Genomic DNA, 14182 nt, shown 5'->3' on the forward strand with positions numbered 1-14182 from the left:
CTGTAAACAGAATGAATATCATAACGAGAATTATTATCAATCATGGAATGAGGTACATCTATGCGTGCTCTGCCCCGCTCTGCCGGTACAGACGTTGCAGCCCAGTGTTTTTTGAACGCCCTGTTGCGCGAAACGAAGGACTGGCGCTATCTCCCCACTACCGCTGCGGATGCGTTATCGGACATTCATATCCCGCTGTCACAAACCCAGGCTCTTCGGGTTCCGGTACGCTATTTCTCTCCCACCCAGCATCATCAGTACCGTTTTCCGGCAACGCTTATTCAAAGCAACAATGATGACGGTGACGCCGTCACATTTGATCAACTGGTTGATTTAATTCTTGAAAAACCGTCAGTAAAAGGCTCGCTGGATGCCGATACGCTGGCGCGTTTTAAGCAGCGCGTTCTCGAAAGCCATGCGCACACCTGGCAGGCGATCGATCTGCGCCACAGCTGGGCAACCCTGCGCGATAAGCCGCTGACGTTTGCCGAGGCGGAACAGGCGCTGCTGGTCGGCCACGCGTTCCACCCAGCACCGAAGTCGCACGAGCCGTTCAACGAAACCGAGGCGCGTCGCTATCTGCCCGATTTTGCCTCCCGCTTCCCGCTGCGCTGGTTTGCCGTTGAGAGCACGCTCGTTGCTGGCGACAGCCTGAACGTCTCCCTGCGCGAGCGTCTGCTGCGCTTCGCGGCCCAGAGCGCGCCTGAGCTGCTCGGCCACTTCACCGACACCCGCTGGCTGCTGCCGATGCATCCGTGGCAGGCCGACTATCTGCTGGAGCAGGACTGGTGCCAGCGTCTGGCGAAAAACGGTTCATTGCAGGACCTGGGTGAAGCGGGCGCGCAGTGGCTGCCCACCAGCTCGTCCCGCTCGCTGTACAGCGAAACCAACGGCGACATGATTAAGTTCTCCCTCAGCGTACGCCTGACCAACTCCGTGCGCACGCTGTCGGTCAAAGAGGTTAAGCGCGGAATGCGCCTGGCGCGCCTGGCGAAAACGGAACGCTGGCAAGGTTTGCAGGCTCGCTACCCGACCATGCGCGTGATGCAGGAAGACGGCTGGGCGGGGCTGCGTGACGAAAACGGCATCGTTCAGGAAGAGAGCCTGATGGCCCTGCGCGTCAACCTGCTGTTCGATACCCCCGAAACACAAACCAACGTGCTGGTGAGTCTGACCCAGGCCGCGCCGGACGGCGGCGATAGCCTGCTGGCCTCCGCGGTGCGCCGTCTGAGTCAGCGTCTGGAATTACCGCTCGCCCAGGCCGCCCGCTGCTGGCTCGACGCCTACTGCGACCGCGTATTACTTCCGCTGTTCAGCGCCGAGGCGGACTACGGTCTGGTCCTGCTGGCGCACCAGCAAAATATCCTCGTTGAGATGCAGCAGGATTTCCCCGTCGGGCTGATCTACCGCGACTGCCAGGGCAGCGCGTGGACCGAAGGAGCCGACGCGTGGCTGAAATCAGCGGGCGAAACGGAGGTGGAAAACCGCTTCGGTGAGAGCCAGCTGCTGCGCTACTTCCCTTATTACCTTCTGCTGAACTCTACCCTTGCCGTCACCGCCGCCCTCGCCGCCGCAGGTTTCGACAGCGAGGAGAGCCTGATGTCCCGGGTGCGCGACGCGCTGGCCGAACTGCGCCGCACGGCAAAGCAGACCCGCTGCCTCGACTACGTGCTCGACAGCCCGACCTGGAACTGCAAAGGCAACTTCTTCTGCTACCTGCACGATCGCAATGAAAACACCATCGCCGATCCGGCGGTGATCTATTTCGACTTTAGCAACCCGTTTTACAAGGAGAAGGCGTAATGGCAATCGCGAATATCGTCCATTCCGGCTACGGCTTTCGCTGCACCGCAACGGATCGCGCGCTGCCGCTGACGTTGGGTCTCGACGGCAGCGCGGTGCTGGAGCGTCTGAATGGGATCCCGGACGGCTGGCTGGTCGAAGCCCTCGATCAGCTGTTTGTTGCCGCACCCGCGCTGACCGGCATTACCCTGCCCTGGGCAACCTGGCAGGATGAACCCCAGGCGCAGGCGCTGTTTAGCCTGGCCCACGGGGACTATCTGGCACGCGAAACCTTCTGGCAGCTGCCGCTGTGGCTGAAAGGCGAACAATCACGTGCCAGCGGCGGGATGCAGTTTGATGAGAGCCGTCAGCTGTATTTCCCGCTGCGTCCTCACCGCCCGCAGGGTGAAGTGTATCGTCGCTACGATCCGCAAATTAAGCGTACCCTCAGCTTCCGCGTGGTCGACGTGGCGCTGGACGGCGAGCGCTTTACACGCTGGATGAACAACCCGCGCGTGAAAGCCTTCTGGGAGATGGCGGGCCCGCAGGCCGAGCAGGAAAACTACCTGCGCCGTCAGCTTGACTCGGCCTACTGCTACCCGGTTATCGGCTGCTTCGATGACCAGCCGTTCGGCTATTTTGAGCTCTACTGGGCACCGGAAGACCGCATTGGCCGCCACTACCGCTGGCAGCCGTTTGACCGCGGCCTTCACATGCTGGTGGGCGAAGAGAACTGGCGCGGCGCGCAGTACATCCGCAGCTGGCTGCGAGGCCTGAGCCATTATCTGTATCTCGATGAACCGCGCACTGCGCGCATCGTAGCCGAGCCGCGCTTCGACAACCAGCGCCTGTTCCGCCATCTGGCCTCCGCCGGTTTCGACACGGTGAAAGAGTTCGACTTCCCGCACAAGCGCTCGCGCCTCATCATGAGCCAGCGCCACCGCTTCTTCAGCGAGGTGGAACTGTGAACGCGCTCTGGCAGAAAGTGAACCGCGAGATGGTGGCGAAGATCCTCGCCGAGCTGGAATACGAACGCACCCTGCGCGCTGAGCCGGTTTCGTCGGACGGCTGGCGCATCACCATGGGCAACGAGTCCTGGCAGTTTCGCGCCGCGCGCGGGATCTGGGGCTGGCTGCATATCGACCCGGACAGCCTGATCGCCGCCAGCGGAGAAGCCGTCGAAGCGGAACGCGTGCTGCTGCAGCTGGCGACGGTGCTGGAGATGAGCGACGCGCAAACGGCAGAGCACATGGAAGATCTCTACGCCACGCTGCGCGGCGACATGCAGCTGCTGCAGGCGCGTGAAGCGCTGGATGCGGACGCGCTGATCCACCTCGACCCGGACGAATTACAGTGTCTGATGAGCGGTCACCCGAAGTTTATTTTCAACAAAGGTCGCCGCGGCTGGGGTCTGGACGCGCTCCGTCAGTACGCGCCGGAGTATCGCGGACGTTTTCGACTGCACTGGGTTGCCGTTCAGCGCGAGCATTTGGTCTGGAGCAGCGACGCCGATTGCGATATCAACGCTCTGCTGGCCAGCGCCATGGACAACGCCGAGCGCGCCCGCTTTGAAGCTCGCTGGCAGGCGCTGGGTCTCGACGACGGCTGGCTGCCGGTGCCGCTGCACCCGTGGCAGTGGCAGCAGAAGATCGCCATTCATTTCCTGGCACAGCTGGCGCGCGGAGAGATGGTTGAGCTGGGCGAATTTGGCGACGAGTATCTTGCGCAGCAGTCCCTGCGCACGCTCACCAACGCCAGCCGTCGCGCGCCGTATGACATCAAGCTTCCGCTGACTATCTACAACACTTCCTGCTATCGCGGCATTCCGGGCAAGTACATTGCCGCCGGGCCGCTGGCCTCGCGCTGGCTTCAGCAGCAGTTTGCCACCGACGCTACGCTTGCCCGCTCTGGCGCGCAGGTGCTTGGCGAACCCGCCGCCGGCTATCTGTCGCATCCGGGTTACGCCGCGTTGCCGAAAGCGCCCTACCGCTATCAGGAGATGCTGGGGGTGATCTGGCGCGAGAACCCATCCTGTTATCTGCAGGACGGCGAACAGGCGGTGCTGATGGCGGCGCTGATGGAAACCGACAACGCCGGGCGCCCGCTGATCGACGCGTGGATTAAACGTTCGGGGCTAAGCGCCGACGCGTGGCTGGAAAAGCTGTTTGAGGCAACGGTGATCCCGTTCTATCACCTGCTCTGCCGCTACGGCGTGGCGCTGATCGCCCACGGCCAGAACGTGACGCTGGTGATGAAGGACTACGTCCCGCAGCGCATCCTGCTGAAGGATTTCCAGGGCGATATGCGCCTGGTGGATGAGGATTTCCCGCAGGCCCGGAGCCTGCCGGAGCAGGTGAAGGCCGTCACGGCGCGCCTCAGCGCGGACTACATCATTCACGACCTGCAAACCGGCAACTTTGTGACGGTGCTGCGCTTTATCTCGCGCCTCACCCTGCAATGCGGCGTGAGCGAACCCCGTTTCTACCAGATCCTGGCGCAGGTTTTACATCGCTATATGGCCGCGCACCCGGAGCTTGCGGAGCGCTTCGCGACGTTCGACCTGTTCAAGCCGCAAATTATTCGCGTGATCCTCAACCCGGTCAAACTGACCTTCTCCGAACACGACGGCGGCAGCCGCATGCTGCCGAACTACGTTACCGACCTTGATAACCCTCTTTTTCTCGCCTCCCGGGAGTCAGCGCAATGAAAACCTATGATTTCATCGGCATTGGTATTGGCCCGTTTAACCTCAGCATCGCCGCTCTGGCCGAAGGGCTGGACGGCTTTAGCTCGCTGTTCCTTGAGCGCAAGCCGCACTTTTCCTGGCACCCGGGAATGATGGTGCCGGACTGCCACATGCAGACCAGCTTCCTGAAGGATCTGGTCAGCGCCGTGGAGCCAACCAACCGCCACAGCTTCCTGAACTACCTGGTGCAGCGCAAAAAGTTCTATCGCTTCCTGACCACCGAGCAGCGCACCGTCTCCCGCGAAGAGTTTGCGGACTATCTGTGCTGGGCGGCGGAAAACCTCACCAATCTCGCCTTCAGCCAGCAGGTACAGCAGGTGAGCTTTGATGAGAAAAGCGGCCTGTTTGAGGTGGTGACCCAGCGCGACCGCTTCCTGTCGCGCCACGTCTGCGTGGGGATTGGCAAACAGATCAACCTGCCTGACTGCGTTACAACGCAGGACGATACCTGCTTCCACGCCAGCGAGATGATGCTGCGCACGCCGGATCTTACGGGCAAGCGCGTCACCGTCGTCGGCGGCGGCCAGAGCGGCGCCGACCTGTTCCTGAATATTTTCCGCGGCGAATGGGGCCAGCCGCTGAGCCTGAACTGGGTATCGCGCCGCAACAACTACAACGCGCTGGATGAAGCCGCCTTTGCCAACGAGTATTTCACGCCGGAGTACGTGGACAGCTTCTCCACGCTGGGTGAAGAGGCCCGTCGGCAGATGCTGCACGAGCAGAAGATGACGTCCGACGGCATCACCACCGAGTCCCTGCTGGCGATTTACCGCGCCATGTACCACCGCTTCGAAGTGCTGCGTGAAAAACCCTGGGCGCATCTCCTGCCGTCCCGCTCGGTGACGGCGCTGACGCGCCTGGAAAAAGGTCATCGCCTGAGCATTCAGCATCACCTCGACGGCGGCCGCGAGCAGCTGGAGAGCGACGTGGTGATTTTCGCCACCGGCTACCGCGCCGTGCAGCCCGCGTTCCTCGCGCCGCTGTCTCACCGCCTGCATCTGGACACGGACGAAGCCTTCTGCATTAACAATGATTTCACTCTCGAATGGGACGGCCCGCAGAGCAACCGCCTGTTCGCCGTGAACGCCGGGATGCACCGTCTCGGCATTGCCGAACCCCAGCTCAGCCTGATGGCCTGGCGCGCAGCGCGAATTCTTAATCGCGCGCACGCCGACGAGCCGTTTGAGCTGGCCACCACACCCGGCGTTATCCACTGGCGCACCACCGCCAGCCCGGACAGCAGCCCGGTTTTTAAATCATTAGCAAAAACCACCGAGTACTGACACACACAATCAGGATCAACATAACAATGAAACGTTCTCATCTTTGGGTTTTAAATCCTTGCTTGCTTGCAATGCTTTCTACCTCTGCGTGGGCGGAAGAACAAAAGGAAGAAAATATCGTTGTCTCCGCCAGCCGCGCGCACCGCAGCGTGGCGGAGATGGCGCAGACCACCTGGGTCATTGAGCGGGCTGAAATTGAGCAGCAGGTTCAGGGCGGGAAAGAAATTAAGGAAGTGCTGGCGCAGCTGATTCCGGGCATGGACGTCAGCAGCCAGGGCCGTACCAACTATGGCATGAACCTGCGCGGCCGCTCCATGATGGTGATGGTGGACGGCGTTCGCCTGAACTCGTCCCGCAGCGACAGCCGCCAGCTGGACTCAATCGATCCGTTCAACATTGACCGTATCGAAGTGATCTCCGGCGCCACCTCGCTCTACGGCGGCGGCAGCACCGGCGGCCTGGTGAACATCGTCACCAAAAAGGGCCAGCCGGAGACCGAAGTTGAGTTCCAGACCGGGACAAAGAGCGGGTTTAACAGCCACAACGATCACGATGAGAACGTGTCGGCAGCCGTAAGCGGCGGCAACGACAACGCCTCCGGTCGTCTGTCGGTATCGTATCAGCGCTACGGCGGCTGGTATGACGGCAAAGGCAACGAGGTGATTATCGATAACACCCAGACCGGCCTCCAGTATTCCGACCGTATTGATGTGATGGGCACGGGCACCATCAACATCGACGAACATCAGCAGCTGCAGCTGACGACCCAGTACTACAAGAGCGAGTCCGACGGCAAGCATGGGCTGTACCTCGGGAAGAACTTCTCGGCGGTAACGGGGGATGCGACCGCCTACAACAAAGGTAATCTTGATTCTGACCGCGTACCGGGTACCGAGCGCCATCTGATTAACCTGCAGTACTCCAATACCGACTTCTGGGGCCAGGATCTGGTCGCGCAGATTTACTATCGCGACGAGAGCCTGACCTATTATCCGTTCCCGACTCTGACCAAAGGCGTGGTGAGCAGCATCGGCGCGTCCCAGCAGAAAACCGATTTTTACGGCGGCAAGCTGACGCTGAACAGCAAGCCGGTGGACGATTTAACGCTGACCTGGGGTGTGGATGCCGACCACGAAACCTTCGATGCCAACCAGCAGTTCTTTAACCTGAGCAAAGCTGCGGCAAGCGGCGGCATGGAGCTGGATAACGCCTACAACGTGGGCCGTTACCCGGGCTACAGCATCACCAACCTCGCCCCGTTCCTGCAGGCCAGCTACGACATTGACGCCATCACCCTGAGCGGCGGCGTGCGTTATCAGTACACCGAAAACAAGGTGGACGACTTTGTCGGTTACGCCCAGCAGCAGGCCATCGCCACCGGGAAAGCCACCTCCGCCGACGCGGTGCCGGGCGGGAAAACCGATTACAACAACTTCCTGTTTAACGCCGGGATCCTTGGTCGCCTGACCGAACAGCAGCAGCTGTGGTTTAACTTCTCACAGGGCTTCGAAATTCCGGACCTGGCGAAGTACTACGGCTCCGGCACCTATCAGCTCAGCAACGGTCACTATCGCCTGCTGAACAGCGTCAACGTGAACGATTCGACGCTGGACGGTATCAAGGTCAACGCTTATGAGCTGGGCTGGCGCTACACCGGCGATAACCTGCGCACGCAGGTCGCGGCGTATTACTCGCTCTCGGATAAAACCATCACCATCAACAAGACGGATATGACCATCAACCTGGAAGACGACAAGCGTCGTATCTACGGGGTGGAAGGTCAGGTGGACTATTTCTTCACCGACAGCGACTGGAGCACCGGTGCGAACTTTAACGCCATTAAGTCTGAAACCCGCGAAAACGGCAAATGGGAGAAGCTGACGGTTGACAGCGCCAGCCCGTCGAAAGCCAGTGCCTGGGTCAACTGGGCGCCGGGCGACTGGACCCTGCGCGTGCAGAGCACGCAGACCTTTGACGTGTCAGACTCCGACGGCAAGAAGATCGATGGCTATAACACCGTCGACTTCCTGGGCAGCTACGCCCTGCCGGTGGGTAAGGTCAGCTTCAGCGTGGAAAACCTGCTGGACAAAGACTACACCACCGCCTGGGGCCAGCGCGCGCCGGGGCTGTATAGCCCAACCTACGGCGCACCGGGCCTGTATACCTATAAAGGCCGCGGACGTACCTTTGGTCTGAACTACTCCGTACTGTTCTGATCCTGCGCGCCGCCTGCGGGCGGCGCATTTGCTGTGTAATTTCAACGCGAATTTGCTATAAAATCAGCGATTTGCTGAAATTGTCGGCAAACAAACGAAAAGTGCGTTTTCACCCTTTGACAAGGCGTACCGAGGTCGCTACTATGCGCCTCGTTCACACGATTCCTCTGTAGTTCAGTCGGTAGAACGGCGGACTGTTAATCCGTATGTCACTGGTTCGAGTCCAGTCAGAGGAGCCAAATTTGAAAAGCCTGCTTTTAAAGCAGGCTTTTTGCTTTTCTGCGTCACTGATGTTAATTCAGAATCGCATCCAGTCTGGCAAGTACCTCATTTACAACGGCGTCAGGTATGCGTTCCAGCCGCATGCCGTTCCGGGCAGACATATCAATGGTTCTGGGCTGGTCGCAGCGAATAACGCCCGTTGTTGTTGTCCCCGCCCCTTCCAGTGAAACGGTGAAACCTGCTGTACGTGCAAAGTTTCCGCCGCTGGTGACGGGAACCACTACCGGTAACCGGGTCAGCTTGTTAAACGATGCCTTCGATACGATAAGAACCGGACGTTTCCCACTTTGTTCGTGGCCAGCAATCGGATCCAGTGAAACAAGCCAGATTTCCCCTCTGTCCATTTACAGGATCTCCTTGCCCACCGCAGGCGCATCGATCCATTCCCGCTCCTCTTCACTCATATCAGCGTGCGGATCGCACTGCGCCAGCAGCTCCTCAAGCGAATAGTGAGGCCGCTTCTGGGGTTCAATAATCAGGCAGCCATTATTAATGGTCATGCCGACTTCGCTGTCCGTCGACAGCTCCAGCGTTTTCAGCACGGCGGGAGGAACCGCCAGCATGATGGATCCACCGACCTTTTTCAGACGAGTTGTATACATAGCGCACCTCCGAATATTATATTTTAATATAACATTCATGACGGGAAGTGCACAATTATTCATCAGATTCATGGTGATTTCCTTTCCGTATTTAGGTGTCCATAAAGCCGTTATCCATCGAAGGACAGTGCAGGCGGGAACGAAGCGTGGAACTAAGAAGGCTGATAATAGAAAACTCTTTTTGTGGTTCAAAGGATTATGGCGGATAGGATAAACGAAATGCGAGGCGGCTTCCGGATCGGAGCTGCGCCCGCTGTATTGTCTTTTGACCGTAGGAAAGACCCGTTACGCTTAGGGCAGTCTGGCAATCACCTTAATCTCAAACTGGAACCCGTACAGCCACGTCACGCCGATCCCGGTCAACGTAGGGTAAGGCGCTTCCCCCCAATATTCTGGCAGGATACTCCAGATAGCATCGAGGTTTGACTCGGGATCGACGACAAAGAGGGTAACGTCAACCACATCATCGAACGTGCAACCCGCAGCTGCGAGAACAGCATTAAGGTTTTCGAATGCCAGCCGGATCTGCGCGTTGAGATCCTCTTCAGGCGAACCATCCTCCCGGCTACCAACCTGTCCCGAAACAAACAGGAAGCCGTTAGATTTGATGGCGGGTGAATACCGGTTGCGCTCGTAGAGCGCCTGCCGACCGAAGGGAAAAACGGCTTCGCGTATTGTCATGTTAGTACCTTTGTAATGGGGCGAAATCTGCCCAGTGAACATAAAGACACTTTACAGGCGCAAGATCGGGCGGATAAACAAGCGACTTTGTCCATCATTGTTTGTAATATCCAAACAATTGGTGAAAAAAGAGGACAAGGGATGGATCGTTTCGATGCGATGCGCGCCTTTGCTCGCGTGGTGGAGGCAGGCAGTTTCACCAGGGCTGCCCAAACGCTTCATATGAGCAAAACCACGGTGACGCAGCTTATTCAGCAGCTGGAAGCGCGCCTGCGCGTTAAGCTGCTCCATCGCACCACCCGCAGGCTCGGTGTGACTCCTGATGGCGCGGTCTACTACGAGCGCGTCATCCGCCTGCTGGAGGACATGGAAGATGCTGAAAACAGCCTGTCCAGTTCGGCGATGACGCCCAGAGGACGGCTGCGGGTGGACGTGCCCACTCCGCTTGCCCGCCTGGTGCTGGTGCCCGCGCTACCGGCTTTTCACGCGCGCTACCCTGATATCCAGTTCGACATGGGCGTGAGTGACCGGGTGGTGGATCTGATCGGCGACAACGTGGATTGCGTCCTGCGGGGCGGCGAAATCAGTGACCAGTCCCTGATCGCACGCCATGTCGGTGATTTGCAAATCGGTGTTTACGTCGCACCGAGCTATGTGGAACGCCTCGGCGCCCCTGCGCACCCGCGAGAGCTGGAAAACACGGACCATCGCATAGTGGGATTCTTGTCCTCACGCACCGGTAAGATTGATCCGCTGGTACTGCACGGTGAGAGTGAACATATTGAAATCAGGGCCAGCTATGTGCTTGCAGTGGATGATGGCAACGCCTACCTCGAAGCTGGGCTGGCGGGATTAGGCGTGATTGCGCTACCCGTCTATATGGCGGCAGCACATCAGGCTTGTGGCTCCTTGATTCCGCTATTTGAAGATTGGCGTATTCACCCAATGCCCCTGTACCTGGCATTTCCGCCGAACCGCCATGTCAACGCCAGACTGCGCGTTTTTATTGAGTGGATCGTTGAATTGATGCAGCAGCATGTCCCCACGTCCACCAATAAGTTGCCGTCATGAGCACGTTTATCTGGGCATTTATTCAGTCGCCAAGCCCGGCAAGCACTGCGCTACCGGGCAAACCAGCGCCTAAATCTGATAATCAATCGCCACTTCTTCCGGTTCCATCACCTGGCGTTTAATCTCATCCACCGACAGCCCGGCGTTGCAGAGTTCGATAAAGCGCCACACGTAGTTGCGCTGCAGCTGCCCACGCTTCAGGCCAAGCCATACGGTATTGGCGTCAAACAGATGACGCGTATCAAGACGCACCAGGTTCCCGTCCTCGCGTTCTCCGCTGGACTGTTCCGCCACCAGGCCAATGCCGAGACCCAGCTCAACGTAGGTTTTGATCACATCGGAGTCCTGCGCGCTTAGCACCACGTCCGGCGTTAGCCCTTTGCGGTTGAAGGCTTCATCAATGCGTGAACGTCCGGTGATCCCCTGGCGGTATGTGATCAGCGGCCATTTCGCAACGTCTTCCAGCGTCAGAGGGGAAACCTGATTCAGCGGATGATCGACCGGGAGTAATAAGCTGTGGTACCAGCGGAACCAGGGGAACGCCACCAGCAGCGGGTCGTTGCTCAGGCGTTCGCTGGCAATGCCGATATCGGCCCCACCGTTTTGCAGCAGCACTTCAATTTCCTGCGGCGTGCCCTGGATGAGCTCCAGACGGACGTCGGGGAAAAGTTCGCGGAACGCTTTAATCACCGGCGGTAGGCTGTAGCGCGCCTGGGTGTGGGTGGTGGCGATGGTGAGTACGCCCGAGGCGTCATTGGTAAAGAGATCCGCCAGACGACGCACGTTGCTCGCCTCGTTGAGGATCCGCTCAGCGATGGTGAGCAAAGCCTTACCCGGCTCCGTCATGCCGAGCAGCCGCTTGCCGCGACGGATAAAGATCTCTATGCCCAGCTCCTCTTCCAGCTCGCGGATATGGCGGCTGACGCCGGACTGAGAGGTATAAAGCATGTTGGCGACCTCGGTCAGGTTGTAGTCCCGCCTGGCCGCCTCACGGATAATTTTAAGTTGCTGGAAATTCACGATTCACTCCGGCGCATCTGACATAGCTCTATTGTTAGAGTCAGCCGCGCTGCAGAACAAATAATAAAAACCAGCATCTTATGCTTTTATGGAATATCAGCTCACAAGCTGGAGTTCACGGTTCTCAAGCGACGGCTTGCTGACCAGCGACATCAAAATCTCTTTTACCGCCTGCGCCTGCGGCGACAGCGAACCGCGTGCAGACATATTCAGCGACAGCGGCAGGCTCATCGAAGGCGTGGTGATGCGCGCCATCCAGCCGTTCGCCGCGCTGCACAGCGAGCGTGCTGCGGATTCCGGCAGAACCGTCACACCCATTCCGCTGGCAATGGCCGCGGTGAGCGTGGAAATTGAGTCAATTTCACCGATGATTTTGGCCGTCAGACGGCGCAGGGAGAACGCTTCGTCCACGCGCACGCGCACGGCGCTGTAGTCGCGCGGCAGATAAAGGTTCATCTCTGCCACGGCGGTAAGGTCTACGCTCTGGCCCGGACAGTCGCGGGTCCCCACGAGGTAGAGATCTTCTTTCAGCAGCGGCTGGCTGGTGATGCCGGCGACCGGGGAGCGATCGTAAAGGACCGCCATATCCAGCTGGCCGTTGAGCAGTTTGTCATTCAGCACGGAACCGCTGTTTTCGTGCAGGTACACCAGCACCTCAGGCAGCTCGGCGCGAACGGCCTGCAGCAGCGGCATGGTAATAGAGGACGCGGCCGTTCCCGGCGCCAGGCCGATAGAAACGTGCCCGCTCAGGGTCTGGCCCACGTTATTCACCGCCAGCTGCGCCTGTTCACACTGGCGAAGGATGGTGCGCGCATGGGTATACAGGATCTTGCCTGCTTCCGTTGGCGTGACGCCGCGTTTGGTGCGGATCAACAGCTGCTGATCCATCTCGCCTTCCAGAGTAGCCACCTGCTGGCTCAGCGCGGGCTGCGCGATATGCAGCACTTCTGCCGCTTGAGTCAGGCTGCCGATATCGACGATTTTTACGAAGTATTTCAGTCGTCTTAAGTTCATTTTGCCCCCTGTTCGAAATGCTGTGCCGGAACCGGCTGTCGTTGTTGAACAGGTTTTGCAATATGAATGCCACTTTTACCAGGCGGTCTAAATTGTTCGCTAAGCGCCTGAAAATAAGGAAACCTAATTACAGAGGGGGGTTTTATTACCGAAACAGCAGTTTATGATCTGCCCCATTAGGGGTATACCCGCACCAAGACGGTGCATTCCGCTGCCAAAAACATCACTTTGCCGATTTTGTCAGCAAACAATCAAAAGGCGTTGATCCACCCTTTGACAAGGCGAACGCAGGTCGATAATATGCGCCCCGTTCACACGATTCCTCTGTAGTTCAGTCGGTAGAACGGCGGACTGTTAATCCGTATGTCACTGGTTCGAGTCCAGTCAGAGGAGCCAAATTTGAAAAGCCTGCTTTTAAAGCAGGCTTTTTGCTTTTCTGCATCTGGAAAAATTGTCGGGTGGCGGCTGCGCCTTACCCGACCTACAAAAACCTCGAATCGTAGGCCGGGTAAGGCGAAGCCGCCACCCGGCGAAAATCACCTCACATGCCGATCTTAACCGGCATCCCCGACCGCCGCTCCAGCTCAGCGCCCGCGCCCTCGTTTATCAGCTGCGTTCGCTGCGCGGCTGAAATAGGCAAAGGCACTTTCCGGGTTGACTCAAATTCCGCGCGGTTACGCGATAATGGCTCGTGAACCTCCACCCAGCGGCTGCCGTCCGGCTCGGTGGTAACTTTAACCGGCCTGTCGATAAGCTGCACGCGGGTACCTACGGGAACATTATCGAAAAGATACTTGATGTCGTTATTACGCAGACGAATACAGCCCTGGCTCACCCGCAGTCCGATGCCGAAATTCGAGTTTGTGCCGTGAATGGCATACAGCCTGCCAATATAAATCGCATACAGGCCCATCGGGTTATCCGGCCCGGCGGGCACGAATGCCGGAAGCGTTTTCCCTTCTGCCGCATAGGCACGCCGCGTATTCGGCGTCGGAGACCAGGTTGGCCCTTCCTGCTTACGCTCAACGGCCGTCACCCAGTTACGCGGAGTTTCACGCCCGGCCTGACCGATGCCGATGGGCAGCACTTCAACGGCGTTACCGCCTGGCGGGTAGTAGTAGAGGCGCATTTCTGCCGCGTTAACGATAATGCCCTCGCGGACGGTGTCAGGCAAAATCAGCTGCTGGGGTATAACCAGCCGGGTGCCGGGTTTGGGCAAGAAAGGATCCACGCCGGGGTTTGCTTCCAGCAGGTTGCTCAGCCCCTGCCCGTGCTGCGCGGCAAAGGCTTCCAGAGGCAGCGTATTGCCTTCGGGGACGGTGATGATAATCGGGGTTCCCACCAGACGGCTGCCTTCCGGCGGGAGCGTATAGGTTACGGCAAACGCACCGGGTACAGCGGCACACAGCGTAAGGACGAACCAGGTCAGTCTAATCATAGTTTTCTGCGCTCAAAAAAGAGAAAGCCCGGGCTCAGGCAGGCTTT

General features: G+C 58.7%; 12 protein-coding genes and 2 tRNA genes. 8 read left to right on the forward strand and 6 right to left on the reverse strand.

Going from position 1 to position 14182, the window contains the following annotated elements; all coding sequences use genetic code 11:
• Positions 1–60 precede the first annotated feature (60 nt).
• From P346_RS14430 to P346_RS14405, 6 genes are all read left to right on the forward strand, one after another.
• Complete coding sequence (locus P346_RS14430) at positions 61–1803, forward strand: IucA/IucC family protein (protein WP_032658710.1); 1743 nt, start codon at positions 61–63, stop codon at positions 1801–1803.
• Positions 1803–2750, forward strand: coding sequence for a GNAT family N-acetyltransferase (locus P346_RS14425; RefSeq protein WP_032658713.1), 948 nt, complete (start codon positions 1803–1805; stop codon positions 2748–2750). The genes P346_RS14430 and P346_RS14425 overlap by 1 nt, the downstream gene beginning before the upstream one ends.
• Positions 2747–4489 (forward strand): IucA/IucC family protein, encoded by a 1743-nt coding sequence (gene iucC / locus P346_RS14420; RefSeq protein ID WP_032658715.1) that lies wholly within the window; start codon positions 2747–2749, stop codon positions 4487–4489. The genes P346_RS14425 and iucC overlap by 4 nt, the downstream gene beginning before the upstream one ends.
• Positions 4486–5811 carry a lysine N(6)-hydroxylase/L-ornithine N(5)-oxygenase family protein gene (locus P346_RS14415; RefSeq protein ID WP_032658718.1) on the forward strand — a complete coding sequence of 442 codons (1326 nt, stop codon included), beginning with the start codon at positions 4486–4488 and terminating at the stop codon, positions 5809–5811. The genes iucC and P346_RS14415 overlap by 4 nt, the downstream gene beginning before the upstream one ends.
• Before the next feature lie 26 nt (positions 5812–5837).
• Positions 5838–8027, forward strand: a complete 2190-nt coding sequence (locus P346_RS14410) for a TonB-dependent siderophore receptor (RefSeq protein ID WP_032658720.1) — start codon at positions 5838–5840, stop codon at positions 8025–8027.
• A 163-nt stretch (positions 8028–8190) separates the two neighbouring features.
• Positions 8191–8266 (forward strand) — tRNA-Asn (locus P346_RS14405).
• A gap of 54 nt (positions 8267–8320) precedes the next feature.
• Here the strand turns inward: P346_RS14405 and P346_RS14400 are convergent.
• The 3 genes from P346_RS14400 to P346_RS14390 form a co-directional block, all read right to left on the reverse strand.
• Positions 8321–8653, reverse strand: coding sequence for a type II toxin-antitoxin system PemK/MazF family toxin (locus P346_RS14400; protein WP_032658722.1), 333 nt, complete (start codon positions 8651–8653; stop codon positions 8321–8323).
• Positions 8654–8911, reverse strand: a complete 258-nt coding sequence (locus P346_RS14395) for an AbrB/MazE/SpoVT family DNA-binding domain-containing protein (RefSeq protein WP_032658724.1) — start codon at positions 8909–8911, stop codon at positions 8654–8656.
• Positions 8912–9202: 291 nt separating this feature from the next.
• On the reverse strand, positions 9203–9592 hold the full coding sequence (locus tag P346_RS14390) for a RidA family protein (protein ID WP_032658727.1): 390 nt from the start codon (positions 9590–9592) through the stop codon (positions 9203–9205).
• 141 nt (positions 9593–9733) lie between these two features.
• On the opposite strand from P346_RS14390, the gene P346_RS14385 reads away from it, so the two are divergent.
• A complete protein-coding gene (locus P346_RS14385; protein WP_032658728.1) occupies positions 9734–10663 on the forward strand; it encodes a LysR family transcriptional regulator in 930 nt (309 codons plus the stop codon).
• A 69-nt stretch (positions 10664–10732) separates the two neighbouring features.
• Here the strand turns inward: P346_RS14385 and cbl are convergent, their stop codons facing one another.
• Positions 10733–11683, reverse strand: a complete 951-nt coding sequence (gene cbl, locus P346_RS14380) for an HTH-type transcriptional regulator Cbl (protein WP_023336219.1) — start codon at positions 11681–11683, stop codon at positions 10733–10735.
• A gap of 96 nt (positions 11684–11779) precedes the next feature.
• Positions 11780–12697 carry a nitrogen assimilation transcriptional regulator NAC gene (gene nac / locus P346_RS14375; RefSeq protein ID WP_008499475.1) on the reverse strand — a complete coding sequence of 306 codons (918 nt, stop codon included), beginning with the start codon at positions 12695–12697 and terminating at the stop codon, positions 11780–11782.
• Between the two features lie 320 nt (positions 12698–13017).
• Between nac and P346_RS14370 the strand changes: the two genes are divergently transcribed.
• Positions 13018–13093, forward strand: a tRNA-Asn gene (locus tag P346_RS14370).
• A gap of 145 nt (positions 13094–13238) precedes the next feature.
• Here the strand turns inward: P346_RS14370 and ldtA are convergent.
• Positions 13239–14135 carry a L,D-transpeptidase gene (gene ldtA / locus P346_RS14365; RefSeq protein WP_032658730.1) on the reverse strand — a complete coding sequence of 299 codons (897 nt, stop codon included), beginning with the start codon at positions 14133–14135 and terminating at the stop codon, positions 13239–13241.
• Between the last annotated feature and the right edge of the window lie 47 nt (positions 14136–14182).

The sequence above is a fragment of the Enterobacter sp. DC1 genome (assembly GCF_000568075.1).
GTDB lineage: Bacteria > Pseudomonadota > Gammaproteobacteria > Enterobacterales > Enterobacteriaceae > Enterobacter > Enterobacter asburiae.